The organism is Chryseobacterium sp. CG10_8, from assembly GCF_058117085.1.
The window spans coordinates 20695-36796 of the sequence record NZ_JBYVEB010000004.1; the positions used below are offsets into that span (position 1 = coordinate 20695).

The window sequence follows — 16102 nt, forward strand, 5'->3', positions numbered from 1 at the left end:
ATGCCATCTATGGAAATCTGTGTCATCCGTGGTGAAAATCCTTTCAATTATTTCGATCCAAATTCTTTATCTTTACGGCAAAATTTTAATAAAATGATTGACTGGAAAATCGCAAAAGAATACGAAGATATTACCTATAAGAAATCAAATGGTGTAGCAAGAATTGCTTTTAATAGACCAGAAATTCGCAATGCTTTTCGTCCAAAGACGACTTCGGAATTGTATGATGCTTTTTATGATGTTTATGAAGATCCGTCCATTGGAGTTGTGATTCTTACAGGTGAAGGCCCAAGCCCAAAAGACGGAGGTCATGCTTTTTGTAGCGGTGGAGACCAGAAAGCTCGTGGTCATCAAGGTTACGTTGGAGATGATGGAAGACATAGATTGAATATTTTAGAAGTTCAGCGATTGATTCGTTTTATGCCAAAAGTGGTTATTGCTGCGGTTAATGGTTGGGCTGTTGGAGGAGGACATTCGCTTCATGTGGTTTGTGATTTGACTTTGGCAAGTGAAGAACACGCGATTTTCAAACAAACCGATGCAGATGTAACAAGCTTCGATGGTGGTTATGGTTCTGCATATTTGGCTAAAATGGTAGGTCAGAAAAAAGCGAGAGAAATTTTCTTTTTAGGTAGAAATTATTCGGCTCAAGAGGCGTTCGAAATGGGAATGGTTAACAAAGTCGTTCCTCATGCAGAATTAGAAGATACCGCTTACGAATGGGCGCAAGAAATCTTGGCAAAATCTCCAACCTCCATCAGAATGCTAAAATTTGCAATGAATCTTACCGATGATGGAATGGTGGGTCAACAAGTTTTTGCAGGAGAAGCAACTCGATTGGCTTATATGACGGACGAAGCTAAAGAAGGTCGTAACGCTTTCCTCGAAAAGCGTAAGCCCGATTTCGGTGAAGATCAGTGGATTTCTTAAAAATTAAAAACTCAACCTTGTTATAGATATTGCCTTAACAAGGTTTTTTATTATAATAATCATGCAGGAATTTCAAAACAATCCTATTCTCAAAAGCGATTTACCCGATTTTGAAAGCGTGGAATTAATGCCTATTTCAAGGAAATATTTAAAGGTAGTCATGTTCAATGTGGGGGTGATTGCTTTTATTTTGTTGTTGGCTTTTGGTGTTGCTTTTTTCATTTTCAGAGAAGAATTTGGGAATCGAGTAGGATACATTTTTGTCCTTTATGGAATTTTAGTTTCACTCATTTTTCTTAATCGTTATTTTGGTTTTTTTCAAAGAAAATATGCGATACGAGAACACGATGTGATTTATCATTATGGTTTGTTGAAACGAAATTTTTTGATAATTCCGTTCAATAGGATTCAACATGTTGCATTAGAGGAAGGTTGGTTTTCCAGAATTTTGGGACTGAAATCTATCTCGCTTTTCACAGCAAGTACACAAGATATGACGATACATGGTCTTCCCAAAGATACTGCAGAAAAGTTGAATCAAATGATTCTGAACAAAATCAAGGAAGAAGAACTTTCATCAGAAATTGAAGTCTCATCCCTGATATCAGATGAAGATGCTAAAGATGTTGAAGTTAGAACTTCACAACAAAATATAGAAGATGGAAAGTAACGCTTTTACATCACCACAAAGACAGTCCAAAATCGGGATTATCCTTTTGGCTATCATCAATTTTGGGAAGTTTCTTCGTGGTGCTTGGCCAGTATTTTTGCTGTATATTGTGAAGGGAGATGGTTTTCCGATTTGGATTGTTTATGTTTTGACAAGTGCGGTAGTTTTGTTTTTTATTATAAATTCTATTTTTCAGTATCGAAATTTCTCTTATTTCATTGATGTCAAGAACGGGAAATTTGTAATCAAAAAAGGAATTATCAATAAAAAGGAAATCGGAATTGAAAAGGATAAAATTCAGGAAGTTAATATTAATCAGCCCTTTATTCATCGACTTCTCAATATCTACGAATTGGAGATCGACAGTCCAGGAAGTGATGTCAAAGAGGTGAAAGTGAATGCTATTTCTTACAAAAATGCACAAGATATCAAAAAGTATCTTTTGGAGAATAATGAAGAACGGAAACCTTATTTTGATGAAAGTATTTTCTATGAAGAAGATGAGCCAGATACAACGCTTAAAGTTTCGTTGCTTTCATTAGTCCAATATGGTTTGACGGCCAATTATATTCAAAGTTTTTTCACCATTATTGGTTTTTTCTTCTACATCCGAGAAAGAGCATCGGAGTTTTTTGGTGGCTTGGTTTTAGAAGATTACGTTTTGGAGCAGGGCAATGTAGAAGAGAGGTTGCAATCACAGCAGTTTCAGGAATCGCTTGTTTTCATTATTTTATTCTCGGTTTTAGGTATTTTTATAATAGGAGTTTTGGTGAGTTTGGTATTGACCATCATCAAGTATTTCGGAATGAAAATTCAGAAAAAGAATAATCGACTTTCATTAGAGTATGGGCTGTTGAGTACGAAGAATGCGATCATTTCTAAGAGCAAAGTTCAGTTGATCTCTGAAAGTCAGAACTTTTTTCAAAAAAAGATGAATGTTTTTCTGTTGAAGTTCAAACAAATTGCCGAAAGCGAGCAAAAGAAAGGAGAGAAGAATGTTATTCCGGGTGTTAATTCGATGGAGAAAGATGATTTGATTCATTTCATTTGGAATAATTTGAGAAGCTTTCAGTTTTCTCTGAAACCTCATATCAGGAGATTGATTTTGCAAAGCGTCCTCTTGGTCGTATTCCCAATAATTATCAGTATTTTTGCACGTAATTTTGTAGGAGATTATTGGCTTTTGTCGATTTTGTATGCTGTTGTTGCTGAAGCTTTAATCGTACGTTCGTTCCTGAAAAATCGTTTGTATTATGATGAAAACTTTATTCAGGTTCGATCAGGGATTTGGGATATCAGCAAAGAAACAATGGCAATGGAAAAGGTTCAGGCGGTTAAAATTTCACAGTATATTTGGCAACGAAAATCCAATTTGGGTTCGGTTCAATTCTTTACTGCAGGAGGTTTTATTTCCTTTGGAACTGCAGATTTTTCAAAATTGAAAAAGCTCGTCAATTTCACCCTCTACAAAGTTGAAAGTTCAGTGAAAAACTGGATGTAAATTTTACAAATAATTATGATAGATTGGATAAAAGCAGCACGACTGCGTACTTTGCCGCTTTCATTGAGCGGAATTATTATGGGTTCTTTTATTGCAAGATGGCAACTGACTCAAGAAGGAAAATCTTGGGATGTTACAATTTTTGTTTTAGCACTTGTGGTAACCTTGTGCTACCAAATTCTGTCTAATTTTGCGAACGATTATGGAGATGGAGTCAAAGGGACGGATAACCTTAGAGCTAATGAAGCCGAGCAAAGAGCAGTAGTTTCTGGTAAAATTTCGGCTAAGCAAATGAAAAATGCCATGATGTTATTTGCGGTTTTATCACTGGTTTCAACGGTTGTACTTTTGTACAGAGCATTTTTTCCTGATTTTATTAAAGAATTTTGGACTTTTATCGGTCTCGGAATCGCCTGTATTTTGGCAGCGATTGGATATACAGTTGGGAAAAAACCTTACGGTTATCTCGGTTTGGGAGATATCATGGTTTTTATATTCTTTGGATTGGTTTCCGTAGGAGGAAGTTATTTTTTGTTCACTAGGACCTTTAATTGGGAGATTTTGTTGCCTGCAACTGCGATCGGAATGATGAGTGCAGCCGTTCTCAACCTTAATAATATGCGTGATATCGAAAGCGATAAATTATCTGGAAAAAAGACTTTAGCATTAAGATTAGGCTTCAAAAGTGCCATGATTTACGAAATGTTACTATTACAGTTGCCATTAATTTTAATTTTAGTATTTTTGGGATTGCAAGGTTTCTTTCAAAAAGGGAATTATTACGTTTTTATTGTAATGGTTTTACTTTTTCCATTGATGGCGATAAGAAGGAGGATTATGAATGTTAAAGAACCTCGAGAGCTCGACCCTTTTCTAAAGCAAGTCGGGATAATGACACTAATGATGAGCGTTTTGTTGGCTTTCGGATTGAATTATTTCAATTAGAAGGTTCGATAAAGCAAATTGGGAAAAAAGAATTTGATACTTCTGTATAGAGGCAGTATCCACTTTTGGGTGTGTTTTCTAATACAGAAGAATTATTTGTTGTATAACTTTTTCCAGAAAAAATATGGACTTAGGAACTAAATCAAGGTTTGAAAGTGGTGGATATTTCGTTTCGGATGAAATATACTCGGGTATTGAAGTGGACAAAATTATTCAAACTATTGGTGCCAAAGAATCACCAAAAGATACTTTTAGAAAAAACGAAGACCTTTTTGCAATAAGGCAATTTCACCTCGAAATTCCGGAAGTTTTACCGCTTGTTTTTAATGAAAAGTTCAAAGCATTGGTAAAGGAAGTTGCTGGTGAAGACTATTTTATAGTAAAGTCTATCTATTTTGACAAACCTCAAAAATCCAATTGGTTTGTTTCCTACCATCAAGATCTTACCATTTCTGTTAAAGATAAAATTGAATCAAAAGGTTATCAACATTGGACCACCAAATATCAGCAATATACAGTACAGCCTCCAATAGATATTTTGGAGAATGTAGTGACTTTTAGAATTCATTTGGATGAAACTACAGCTGAAAATGGAGCCTTAAAAGTTATTGAAAATTCGCATTCGAAAGGGATTTTTCGCCCAGAAAATATAGATTATACTTTTGAGAAGGAGGTGCTTTGCGAAGTTCCGAAAGGAGGGGTAATGTTAATGAAACCGTTGACACTTCACTCGTCTGGAAGGACGACTAACGGAAAGAGGCGTCGCGTTATCCATATCGAGATGTCTAATCAACAATTGGCAGAAGGTTTATCATGGAGCGAGAAAAATGTTGTGTTTCAGTAGAAGAAGTATGGAAATCAAGAAGTCGGAAAGTCATCATGATGAGGTATTAACGGAGGTAGCCGTAGCTTCTAAAAAGTTTTGGAATTATCCTGAAGAATGGATGCAGCTTTGGAAAAGTGATTTGGAAGTAACCAAGGAATTTATTGATACGAATCAAGTTTTTCACTTGACGGATGAAGGAGGCAGGATTGTGGGGTTTTACGCTTTTTTGACGGAGGAAGATCATGTTGTTTTGGATTCTATGTTTGTGCGTCCTGACAATATTGGGAAGGGATTTGGAAAGCTATTGATGAATGATTTTTTAGAAAGGGTGAATGGTGTAGGAGTCGAATATATTAGATTAGAATCAGATCCCAATTCGGAAATGTTTTACAAAAATTTTGGTTTCGAAACGGTGGAAATGTTGACTTCAACTTCCATCGAAAATCGTGAGATTCCAGTAATGATTAAAAGGTTGTGAAAAAGTTAGTTTTCCTTTTTTTGTTTTTGTCATTTAAGTTAGTTTTTGGCTGTCTTAACTACTATATTGTTGGAACAGATATTCATGGTAATAAAATAGAGACTTTAGAAGAGGAAATTCATTATTTGCAAGGGTTATCTATCAATACAATTGATTTAGAAAGTCATCGTAGATTGGCTGATGACTATTTAAGCAAGTATGAGAAATCTAAGAATTTTGCTGATGGTCTTAATTATGCAACAGCTTTGGTTTACCTTGGAGAAGTTGAAAAGGCTAAAAATATCTTTGTTGATTTGGAAAAATTAAGTCCAGGAATGTATGAAACCGCCTCTAATCTGGGAACTGCATACGAGCTTTTGGGAGATAACCAAAATGCTTTATGGTGGATTAAAGAAGCATTAAATCGCAATAAAGAATCGCATCACGGTTCCGAATGGATTCACGTGAAGATTTTGGAAAGAAAGTTAGGAGTCAATAAAGATCGAAATATTTTAGGGGTTGATTTTGGCAACGATCTTATCCCTAAAACGAGTTTTTCGAAAGAAGAATTATCAACTTTTATAGCTGACCTTAATTATCAGTTGTCGGAGAGAACACAATTTGTAAAACCGCAAGAAGAGATTGTAGGAAGTCTCTATTTTGATTTTGGTAATGCTTTGGCTCTTGAATCTAATATTGAAAAAGCTTTAGAAGCTTACCAATTATCTAAGCAATATGGTTTTCGTAGTGAATTGATGGATAGTAGGATAGCTTACTTTCAAGAATTAGTAAAAAAGAATAAAGATTCTGGTAAAAGATTAGATCAATCCGATAAGGATGAAGAACGAATATATGATTATGCACTGATGGCGGGTGAAATTGCCGTTCTCTTTATAGTTATTGGAGTTCTGTTTTGGTTAATAAAAAAGTCGAATAATAAATATCGCAAGAAATGAAAATTAAATTTTTAGGACAAAACTGTTTTTTGTTCACTTATAATGGAAAAAATATTCTGTCAGACCCTTTTTATAATTTTCAAAAAGAGCAGTCTGGATTCGATATAAAAGCGCAGCCAATTGATTATATTTTGATTACTCATGCGCACGGCGACCATACCGCAGACGTTAGGGAAGTGTTGGAGCATCATCCTAATGCTCAAATAATTGCACAACCAGAAATTTGTGGGTATTTTGGTCATGATAAGAACATTGACATCAATTTTGGAGGGTCGGCAAAATTTGATGATATAAAGATTTCGATGCTCCCGGCCTCTCACACTTCAAGTTTCCCAGATGGAACTTATGGTGGAGAACCTTGCGGATATATGTTTCGTATACCAGGAAAAAACATTTACTTTGCAGGAGATACAGGAGTAATGGCAGACATGGCTTATTTCGGAAAGTTATTTGGTCCAATTGATTGGTCAATTCTTCCGATAGGTTCACATTATACGATGTGTGCTAATAAGGCAAGTTTTGCTGCAGCTGAATTGTTGAATTGTAATAAAGTGATAGGGTGTCACTTTGATACTTTTCCACCGATTGCGATTAATCATAAAAAAACACAAGAGATTTTTCGTGACCGAGGTATTGACTTAGTTTTACCTCAGTTAGGACAAGAATTAGAAGTGTAATTTAAAATGAAATTGTGTAACAAAAAATGAGAAAGCAAGATGTATCACAGTAAAAAAGAAGAGTGGAGAGAGTATCCGTTGGATTATGAGCATGAAGGAAATTTTCGATTGATGATTTCTAATCATGGTAGAGTCATGTCCTATAATGGGCTTTATCCAGAGGGTAATTTAACCAAAGGCGGTTTGCAAGGTGGTTATAACATTATCAGGATTAAGTTGTTTAAAAAGAGGACAGAAGCTGATGCTAAGAAGATTGAAGATTTGCAAAAAGAAATCGATGCTCTTGGTGCAAAAGTAAAGAGTTTGGGCTTCAAGGAAGCTGATTTGCAAGAGAAAAAAATTCTGCGACAAGAACGAGATGAGTTAATCCAGAAAAGAAAAAAGCTTAACATCAAAGTCAATAACAAAAGATGTATTAATCTGGCAATATTGATTCATAAGGCGGTAGCTCAATTATTTTTGGAGACTCCAATCGACCCAGAAAAGAAATTTGTTATCCATAAGGATTATGATAAGTCACATAATCATGTTGATAATCTTGCTTGGGCAAGTCGTGAAGATTTGAAGGTACGATATGCAAATCACCCGAAAAATATTTTGGCTAAGTTCAAAAGAAATTTCATGGGGGACGAGTACAAGCCTAATGTAAGAGCAACCAAATTATCAGAAACGGATGTTCTGACCATTAAAAAAAGACTAAAAAAAGGGTATACCTTAAAACGATTAGCAAAACAATTTGGAGTTTCGGACATGCAAATTCACCGTATCAAGACGGGAGAAAATTGGAGTCACATTAGATTGTTGGAGGATATAATCGAAGAAAAAAATAAATAAAAAATGGCAAGCTACCTAAATCACACCGCTACAACCGATTACCTTTGCTGCGTTCCCACCCTGGAGGATTCTCAGGAGCTGGTTGTTTAGGACTTGCCGGTGCAAAGATACAGTCATTAATTCAAAATTCAAAATTCAAAATTCAAAATATTTTTATAAAAAATGCCTAAAAACGTATACTCCATTGGTTTTGTTATGTTTATCACTATTATGATTCTCTTTTTTGTGATGAATATTTTTTTTAGAGATGTAGATTATTACACTCATTCGGTCATGATAAGTGCATTTCTGCTTCCTTTAATTTTCGCCATTGGAGCTTATGTTTCCGTTAATTCTTTGGCTAAGTCCAAGCGATTTTTGGGTTTCAAAGAAGTCTATGGAAGGGCATTTATGCCGATGTTTGTGGCTGGATTGCTGTCGGTAGGGTCGATATTTATTTATATCAATTTTGTAGATAAAGAAACCAAAGATTTGTTGAACTATCAATACATCGAAAGCTATAGAAACAACTTGAAAGACGAGTATTCGCAGGCCAAAAAGATGGTTAAACCTAATTCACCAGAAATGACGGATTTGGAAAAGAAATATGCTGAAGGAAAGATGAGAATCGCTGAAAAAGAAAAGAAAAATGAAGATATGTTTTCTTCAAAATACTTTACTTACATCTTTGCAGGTTATTGCGCTTACTTTTTGATTTTGTCTTTGTTTTTTGGAAGTTTCTTCCGTTCGAGGACAATTTCGTAGTGCAAAAATCATAATCAATATCAAGGCTGAAAATAAATTTTTTCAGCCTTTTTTATTTAATTATTTGAGATGCAATTGAGGACAACTTTTCAGAGTTTTTGTTTGTACGTGGTGATTTTTGAATTAATATATGGGATTTTCTTATCTCTACAGAAAATCATACGAAATTTCGGCTTCATCAGGTTTTATTTTTGTCTTAAAAAAAGTAACTTTGAAACTTCAATTTTCAAACATATATCTTGAATAACCTTAACTTATCTATAGTCATTCCTTTGCTCAACGAAGAAGAGTCGTTGGAGGAATTATTCTCACGTATTGACAAAGTATGCAAATCTGAAAATTTAAGCTACGAAATTTGGTTTATTGATGACGGAAGTACTGATTTGTCTTGGTCAATCATCGAAAATATGAGAGTGCAACATCCTCAAGTTCATGGGATTAAATTTTCTCGCAATTATGGCAAATCGCAGGCACTTCACGCTGCTTTCGAACGCACGAATGGTGATGTAGTGATAACTATGGATGCGGATTTGCAGGATTTTCCTGAGGAAATTCCAGAATTATATGCGATGGTGAAGGAAGGAAATTATGATATTGTTTCTGGTTGGAAGAAGAAACGTTACGATAACGTAATGACCAAAAATATACCTTCCAAGTTGTTTAATGCAGCGGCGAGAAAGGTTTCGGGCGTTTATTTGCATGACTTCAACTGTGGATTGAAGGCTTACAAAAGGCAGGTCGTGAAATCTGTTGATGTCTATGGAGATATGCATCGTTACATACCCGTTTTGGCTGCTAATGCAGGATTCCGAAATATTACTGAGAAACCAGTTCAACATCAAGCGCGACCTTACGGAAGCTCGAAATTTGGAACCGAAAGATTCGTGAGAGGCTTTTTGGACTTGGTGACGCTTTGGTTTGTAAGCCGATTTGGAGGTCGTCCAATGCATTTTTTTGGCGCAGTTGGAACATTGATGTTTATTTTTGGGTTTTTGTCAGCGCTTTGGTTGGGAATTTCAAAGTTGATAGATGTCTATTACCATAAAATTTATGGAAATCTCATTGCCGAAAACCCTTGGTTTTTTATAGCGTTAACGACTATGATTTTGGGAACACTACTTTTTGTAGCAGGTTTCCTGGGAGAATTGATTATTAGAACTAATCGTGAGCATAAGAACTATCATATTGAGGAGGTGATTTAATTTTTTTTGTTGTGAAAATTTTAAAATACGTTTTTTTTCTGATTGTTACTCAATATAGTTTTGCACAAAGTTCATATCGTAATGAAGATATTATTAGTGGGGAAGTGACTGTCAATAACAAACCTGAAACTAATTTCAAAGTATTTCTTTTTAAGTCAAAAAGAAAACCAGAGAATTCAATCTTAAAGTATGATAGCAAAGGTCAGTCAAGTCACTTTAATATTGTTTTGTCGCCGATAGAATTAAGATTTTATAAATTTTTGGAAATAACTACTTTGAATGGATATAAGACATTTAAAATTTCTTCACTTTCTCGGAAAAAAAAGTTAAAGCAAGATTCTGAAGATCAATTAAAGATAGATATAGAATACATTAAAATCAGACCCGATACGACTAATTTTAAAATGATTGAGAAACCAGCAATCTATTTGTATCCAGAGAAAGAAACCGAAATTGTTGTTAAACACGAATTTTCAGGAAAAATTCTTACAACATATCCTGCTTACAACAATGGTTGGGAAGTGATTGCGCAACCAAACGGGATGTTGCTCAACAAAGTTGACCAACGAAATTACTCATATCTTTTTTGGGATGGTTCTTACCATTTTCCAAAATCGCATTATGCATACAAAGAAGGATTTTATGTAGAGAAAAATGATTATACGAGATTTCTGCAAGAAAAGTTAGAATCTATTGGTCTTAACATTACAGAAATAAATGATTTTGTCGTGTATTGGCTTCCTAAGCTCAATCAGTATGAAAGGGTATTTATACATTTTAGAATTAATGATAATATCTATCATACTTCGATACTTGACATTTCCCCAATGCCAGATACAATGATTCGGGTTTTTATGGAATTTGGCCGGGTAAATGAAAATTTCCAAACTCTTCCATCTCAAGTTTTGCCAAAATTTAGAAGAGAAAAATTTGTTGTTGTAGAATGGGGTGGGAGCGAGATTAACTCTGATTTACTAAAATAAATATGAAAAGAATACAATTTTTAATACTGATTTTAATTGTGGTTTCCTGTGGAAAAATAAAACCAAAAGGTGATGTTGTTCACAAAAAAGTAGAGATTCAGGATGTTTCGGAAATCGAATTAGAGGGGAAGTTTCGAGCTTTTTGGATAAAAAGTGATAGCAATTTTGTAGATATCGAGACTTACAGCAATATTGCAAATAACCTTGATGTCGATTTTTCTGGAAAAAAGCTGTCAATTACAGAAGGTCGCCCCACAGAAAATGTGGATTTCTACAGCGTGACTATCTATTCGAAATCTAGTCCATCAAAAATTTCCATTTCTGATTCGGTGGAGCTCAATATTTCCGGTGAAATTAATACCGATAATTTTCGTCTTAATTTAAAAAATAATGGTAAATTTATAGGTGCTGTCAAGACCAAGAAAGCGGAAGTGGACATGCTGAATACAAGTCTTGCTAACTTCAGAGGATTTACCAATAATGCAACACTTAAGATTTCAGATACAGCCAATATTATTGCGACCTATTGGACAATTGATGACTTAATGTTGGATGCAAAAAACGGAACATACACCGAAATTAATGTAGAAGATTCTCTGAAGGGAAATGTTAGAAACACTGCAAAACTACTCTATTATGGAGACCCAGTTCGGGATTTCAAAATAGAGAAAACGGCAACAGTCAATAATAAAAAGTTAAATTAAGCATAGTCATAACTACTAATTGTTAATATAATGGAAGTAGAATATAATGCAGATAGTATCCAATCATTAGATTCTCAAACGCATATCTATCTTCGTCCTAATTTATATTTTCAAGAAATTTATGACGAAGGTAGTCTTAATAGTTTGGCAATAGAAGTACTTTGTCATGCTTTTGATGAGTATTTTGACGATAAATGTTCCTTGGTTAAACTTGAAGTTGCTGAAGATTATTTGAAATTAACATACAATGCGAGAATGTCTTTGGAATTATCGTATGAATCATACGTCGCTGAAAATATTTTGACAAAAATTGGTGCCTGCAGAAATGAAAAGAAGCATTTGGAAGTAGGAGAAGAGTTTTGTCAACTTGGTATTGCAACAGTCAATATAGGGTGCGAGAAATGTTTGCTTACGACCGTTGATAATGGAAAGATCGGTAAATTTCATTTTAGCAAAGGATATACTATTGAAAGAAATGTTGAATCTTTAGATAATAAAATCGAAGATTACACAGAACTATTAATGTATCCTAGTAAAGAACTTTTTAACGATTTGAAATTTGATTTTCAATTATTACAAAAAACCATTTGACTTTAGGGTAAGACTGCCTAATTTGCAGTTTGAGTTATCTGAAATGAACTGAATTTAAACATAGATGAGGTTTTGGAGTAATTATTCTAAAAGTTCATTTATAAACCATAAGAAAAAAATAAAAAAATATGACAACCTTAGACAAAGCAAAACTCTGGCTTACAGAAACATTTGACGAAGAAACACGTAATGCGGTCCAAATGCTAATTGACAGCAATTCGCCTGATTTAGAAGATTCATTTTATAGAGAATTAGAATTCGGAACAGGCGGAATGCGTGGTATCATGGGTGTAGGAACCAATAGACTTAACAAATATACTTTGGGACAAGCCACTCAGGGTTTAGCCAATTATCTACTTCAGCAATTTCCAGGTGAGGAAATCAAAGTAGCCATTGCTTATGATGTTAGAAATAACTCAAAAGAATTTGGGAAAATTTGTGCTGATGTTCTTACTGCGAATGGTATCAAGGTTTTGCTTTTCAAGAATCACAGACCAACTCCAGAATTGTCTTTCACGGTGAGAAACAAAAAATGTAATGCGGGAATTGTTTTGACCGCATCTCATAATCCACCAGAATATAACGGTTACAAAGTATATTGGAATGACGGAGCACAAGTTGTACCTCCTAATGACGAAAATATCATTAAGGAAGTTTATGCTACGGCTTTTGATAAAATCAAATTCGAAGGTAACGACGATCTAATCGAATGGGTAGGAGAAGACCAAGACGAAGTCTATATCGACGCTTGTATCGAGAATTCTTTGTATCAAAAGGATAAAATTGGTTATGATAACCTTAATATTGTTTTTACTTCCATTCATGGGACTACTTATACAACTGTCCCAAGAGCTTTGGAGAAAGCGGGTTTCAAGAAAATTGATTTAGTTAAGGAACAGATGATTCCGAGTGGAAATTTCCCAACTGTGGAAAGTCCGAATCCAGAAGAGCCTGCAGCTTTAGGTATGGCGATTGACTTAGCTAATATTACGAATGGAGATATCGTTATTGGTACTGACCCAGATGGTGACCGTCTTGGAATTGCAGTTAGAAATTTGAAAGGTGAAATTCAGCTTCTTAACGGTAATCAATGTAACACCATTTTGACCTATTACATCCTTGACCAATGGAAAAAAGCGGGAAGAATTACAGGAAAAGAATTTATTGGTTCTACAATTGTGACTTCTGATGTATTTTTTGATGTTGCAGAAAAATTTGGAGTAGATTGCAAAGTAGGGTTAACAGGCTTCAAATGGATTGGAAAAATGATTCGTGATTTCGAAGGAAAGGAAAAATTTGTTTGTGGAGGAGAAGAAAGTTTCGGTTTTATGACTGGTGATTTTGTTCGAGACAAAGATTCTTGCGGAAGTATTCTTTTGGCTTGTGAAATTGCAGCTTGGTGCAAAGCGAATGGAAGCAGTATTTTCCAATACTTAATCGATATCTACAAAGAAATCGGAATGTATTATGAGGGATTAATTAATGTGACTAAAAAGGGAAGAAGTGGAGCTGAAGAAATTCAACAAATGATGAAGGATTTCCGTGAAAATCCACCAAAAGAGATTGCAGGAAGCTTAGTTGAAGAAGTGAAGGATTTCAAAGAGCAAACTTGTCTTGTGGTTTCTAAAGGAGAGAAAAAGGTGATGGACGATATTCCACAGTCCAATGTATTAATCTACTACACACAAGATGGAACCAAAGTCTGCGTTCGTCCTTCTGGTACAGAACCAAAAATTAAATTCTATGTTTCCGTAAGAGATAGAATTGAATCTAACCAAGATTTCGAAGATAGATTGGTGAGCTTACAAGCAAAAATCGATAGAGTAAAAGTAGACCTTCATCTGTAGGTAGCTCTTAATATTTAATAAAAAAGCGTCATTGAGATTAGTTTCTTGATGACGCTTTTCTTTTTCAAACGTTCAGTATTTCAATTTATAATCTTTAAATTTGCATACGCAAAATTTAATTTAAACAAATAATATATCGTGAAAGTTTCAAAACTTGCCTCAAATCTCATTGGTTCAGAAATCGTTAAAATCGGAAATGAAGTCAATGACCTTAAAGCTAAAGGTGCACAGATTGCCAATCTTACCATTGGTGACCTTAATTCTAATATTTATCCAATTCCTACCAAATTAAAACAGGAAATCATTAAAGCTTACGACGAGAACCATACCAATTATCCACCTGCAAATGGACTATTGTCTCTAAGAAAAGCTGTTGTAGCGGATTTGAAATCTCGTTGGAATCTGGATTACACCACTGATGAAGTTTTGATTACAGCAGGATCGAGGCCGTTGATCTACGCAACTTACAAAACGATTGTTGATGAGGGCGATAAAGTGATCTTCCCAATTCCTTCATGGAACAATAATCACTATTCCTATTTGACTTCAGCTCAAAGAATCGAGATTGAAGCGACTCAAGAAAATAATTTTCTTCCAACAGCGGAAGATTTAAGACCTCATATTTCTGGTGCAGTGTTAGTGGCTTTGTGTTCACCACTTAATCCAACAGGAACAATGTTCACCAAAGAACAACTTTCTGAAATTTGCGAAATGATTTTGGAAGAAAACAAGAGAAGAGGTGACGATGAGAAACCTTTGTACTTGATGTATGACCAAATATATGCTAATCTTACTTTTGGTGCAGAACATTATAATCCAGTTTCCTTGTATCCAGAACTGAAGGAATATACCTTATATATTGATGGAATTTCCAAATGTCTTGCTGCAACTGGTGTTAGAGTAGGATGGGGCTTTGGTCCACAATTGATTATTGACAAAATGAAGGCTTTGCTCACTCACGTTGGCGCTTGGGCTCCAAAACCAGAGCAAGTAGCAACTGGAGTTTATTTTGAAGACCAAGAAGAGATGAATCATTTTGTTGATGCTTTCAAAGATAGATTGTACAACAGCTTAGAAGTTCTTCATAACGGAATTCAAAACATGAAAAATAATGGTTTCGCAGTTGAAAGTATTCAGCCAATGGGAGCCATGTATCTAACAATCAAATTGGATTATATTGGTAAGACTAAACCAGATGGATCAAAAATTGAGAACTCTTCAGATTTAGTATTTTACTTAATTCAAGATGCGGGCGTCGCCTTAGTGCCGTTTTCAGCTTTTGGTAATTCTCGTGAAATGCCTTGGTTCCGTGCTTCTGTTGGTGGATTGTCGGTGGATGAAATCAAAGAACTTTTCCCACGTTTGGAGAAATCGCTTTCAAGTTTATCGTAAAGTTGGCTTATTATCTTTTGCGATTAGAACTTTTGAAGTGTTTAATCATAAAAAGATAGCAAGCAACTCGCAACTCAAAACCAGAAATTTATATTTAAATGAAGATAATTGCAGTTATCCCGGCAAGATATCAGGCTACTCGTTTTCCAGCTAAATTAATGCAGATTTTGGGTGATAAAACGGTTATTGCCACCACCTACCAAAATGTTGTTGAAACTGGACTTTTTGAAGATGTTTTCGTAGCTACTGATTCTTCGATTATTTTTGATGAAATTATCAATAACGGAGGAAAAGCAGTAATGACGGGAGAACATGAGACAGGAAGTGACCGTATTGCCGAAGCCGTTCGCAATATTGATTGTAATATTGTCATTAATGTCCAAGGCGATGAACCTTTTCTGAAATCAGAGCCTTTGAAGCAACTCATAGAGGTATTTCATCAAGATGTTAAAAACGAAATTTCCTTAGCTTCATTGAAGATTAGATTACGTGATTTGGAGGAAGTAGAAAATCCCAATAATGTCAAAGTGATTACTGATCTTAGTGATTTCGCGATGTATTTCAGTCGTTCTGTAATTCCGTTTCATAGGGAGCAATCTTTGGAAGCTGAGTATTATAAGCACATTGGAGTCTATGCATTTCGAAAGGAAGCTTTGTTGAAATTCACAGAATTAGAAATGTCACCTTTCGAAAAATTAGAGAAAATTGAAGCGATTCGCTATCTCGAAAATGGAATGAAAATCAAAATGATTGAAACCGATTTCGTTGGGGTAGGAATAGATGTTCCTGAAGATTTGGAGAAAGCTCGCATATTGCTTCAAGAAGGTAAATAGTGCGGTGTTT

The 16102-nt window shown here is 34.9% G+C and carries 17 protein-coding genes and 1 other RNA gene; 17 read left to right on the forward strand and 1 reads right to left on the reverse strand.

All coding sequences use genetic code 11. The features are described 5' to 3' along the window. Positions 1–93: 93 nt before the first annotated feature. The 9 genes from AC4AGG_RS01385 to AC4AGG_RS01425 all read left to right on the forward strand — a co-directional run bounded on the left by AC4AGG_RS01385 (position 94) and on the right by AC4AGG_RS01425 (position 7796). Positions 94–930, forward strand: coding sequence for a 1,4-dihydroxy-2-naphthoyl-CoA synthase (locus tag AC4AGG_RS01385; protein WP_489770180.1), 837 nt, complete (start codon positions 94–96; stop codon positions 928–930). 61 nt (positions 931–991) lie between these two features. Further along, positions 992–1600 (forward strand): PH domain-containing protein, encoded by a 609-nt coding sequence (locus tag AC4AGG_RS01390; protein WP_489770181.1) that lies wholly within the window; start codon positions 992–994, stop codon positions 1598–1600. After that, positions 1590–3101: a PH domain-containing protein gene (locus tag AC4AGG_RS01395; protein WP_489770182.1), complete on the forward strand. Its 1512-nt coding sequence runs from the start codon at positions 1590–1592 to the stop codon at positions 3099–3101. Before AC4AGG_RS01390 ends, AC4AGG_RS01395 begins: the two co-directional genes overlap by 11 nt. Positions 3102–3116: 15 nt before the next feature. Further along, positions 3117–4046, forward strand: coding sequence for a 1,4-dihydroxy-2-naphthoate octaprenyltransferase (gene menA, locus AC4AGG_RS01400; RefSeq protein WP_489770183.1), 930 nt, complete (start codon positions 3117–3119; stop codon positions 4044–4046). Between the two features lie 124 nt (positions 4047–4170). Beyond that, on the forward strand, positions 4171–4890 hold the full coding sequence (locus tag AC4AGG_RS01405) for a phytanoyl-CoA dioxygenase family protein (RefSeq protein ID WP_489770184.1): 720 nt from the start codon (positions 4171–4173) through the stop codon (positions 4888–4890). A 7-nt stretch (positions 4891–4897) separates the two neighbouring features. After that, a complete protein-coding gene (locus tag AC4AGG_RS01410; protein ID WP_489770185.1) occupies positions 4898–5350 on the forward strand; it encodes a GNAT family N-acetyltransferase in 453 nt (150 codons plus the stop codon). Continuing rightward, complete coding sequence (locus AC4AGG_RS01415; RefSeq protein ID WP_489770186.1) at positions 5347–6285, forward strand: tetratricopeptide repeat protein; 939 nt, start codon at positions 5347–5349, stop codon at positions 6283–6285. The genes AC4AGG_RS01410 and AC4AGG_RS01415 overlap by 4 nt, the downstream gene beginning before the upstream one ends. Continuing rightward, positions 6282–6962 carry a metal-dependent hydrolase gene (locus tag AC4AGG_RS01420; protein WP_489770187.1) on the forward strand — a complete coding sequence of 227 codons (681 nt, stop codon included), beginning with the start codon at positions 6282–6284 and terminating at the stop codon, positions 6960–6962. Before AC4AGG_RS01415 ends, AC4AGG_RS01420 begins: the two co-directional genes overlap by 4 nt. A 39-nt stretch (positions 6963–7001) precedes the next feature. Beyond that, positions 7002–7796 carry a helix-turn-helix domain-containing protein gene (locus tag AC4AGG_RS01425; RefSeq protein WP_489770188.1) on the forward strand — a complete coding sequence of 265 codons (795 nt, stop codon included), beginning with the start codon at positions 7002–7004 and terminating at the stop codon, positions 7794–7796. A gap of 1 nt (position 7797) precedes the next feature. Here the strand turns inward: AC4AGG_RS01425 and ffs are convergent. Further along, positions 7798–7895: signal recognition particle sRNA small type (gene ffs, locus AC4AGG_RS01430), an RNA gene on the reverse strand. 63 nt (positions 7896–7958) lie between these two features. Between ffs and AC4AGG_RS01435 the strand changes: the two genes are divergently transcribed. From AC4AGG_RS01435 to kdsB, 8 genes are all read left to right on the forward strand, one after another. Next, positions 7959–8540 carry a DUF4199 domain-containing protein gene (locus AC4AGG_RS01435; protein ID WP_489770189.1) on the forward strand — a complete coding sequence of 194 codons (582 nt, stop codon included), beginning with the start codon at positions 7959–7961 and terminating at the stop codon, positions 8538–8540. 239 nt (positions 8541–8779) lie between these two features. Further along, positions 8780–9742 (forward strand): glycosyltransferase family 2 protein, encoded by a 963-nt coding sequence (locus AC4AGG_RS01440; RefSeq protein ID WP_489770190.1) that lies wholly within the window; start codon positions 8780–8782, stop codon positions 9740–9742. Positions 9743–9753: 11 nt separating this feature from the next. Continuing rightward, positions 9754–10725 (forward strand): hypothetical protein, encoded by a 972-nt coding sequence (locus tag AC4AGG_RS01445; RefSeq protein ID WP_489770191.1) that lies wholly within the window; start codon positions 9754–9756, stop codon positions 10723–10725. A 2-nt stretch (positions 10726–10727) separates the two neighbouring features. Further along, positions 10728–11429 (forward strand): GIN domain-containing protein, encoded by a 702-nt coding sequence (locus AC4AGG_RS01450; protein WP_489770192.1) that lies wholly within the window; start codon positions 10728–10730, stop codon positions 11427–11429. Between the two features lie 30 nt (positions 11430–11459). Beyond that, positions 11460–12020, forward strand: coding sequence for a hypothetical protein (locus tag AC4AGG_RS01455; protein WP_489770193.1), 561 nt, complete (start codon positions 11460–11462; stop codon positions 12018–12020). A 128-nt stretch (positions 12021–12148) separates the two neighbouring features. After that, positions 12149–13867, forward strand: coding sequence for a phospho-sugar mutase (locus AC4AGG_RS01460; RefSeq protein WP_489770194.1), 1719 nt, complete (start codon positions 12149–12151; stop codon positions 13865–13867). Positions 13868–14005: 138 nt separating this feature from the next. Then, positions 14006–15259, forward strand: a complete 1254-nt coding sequence (locus AC4AGG_RS01465) for a pyridoxal phosphate-dependent aminotransferase (protein ID WP_489770195.1) — start codon at positions 14006–14008, stop codon at positions 15257–15259. A 98-nt stretch (positions 15260–15357) separates the two neighbouring features. Continuing rightward, positions 15358–16092: a 3-deoxy-manno-octulosonate cytidylyltransferase gene (gene kdsB, locus AC4AGG_RS01470; RefSeq protein ID WP_489770196.1), complete on the forward strand. Its 735-nt coding sequence runs from the start codon at positions 15358–15360 to the stop codon at positions 16090–16092. Positions 16093–16102: the final 10 nt, after the last annotated feature.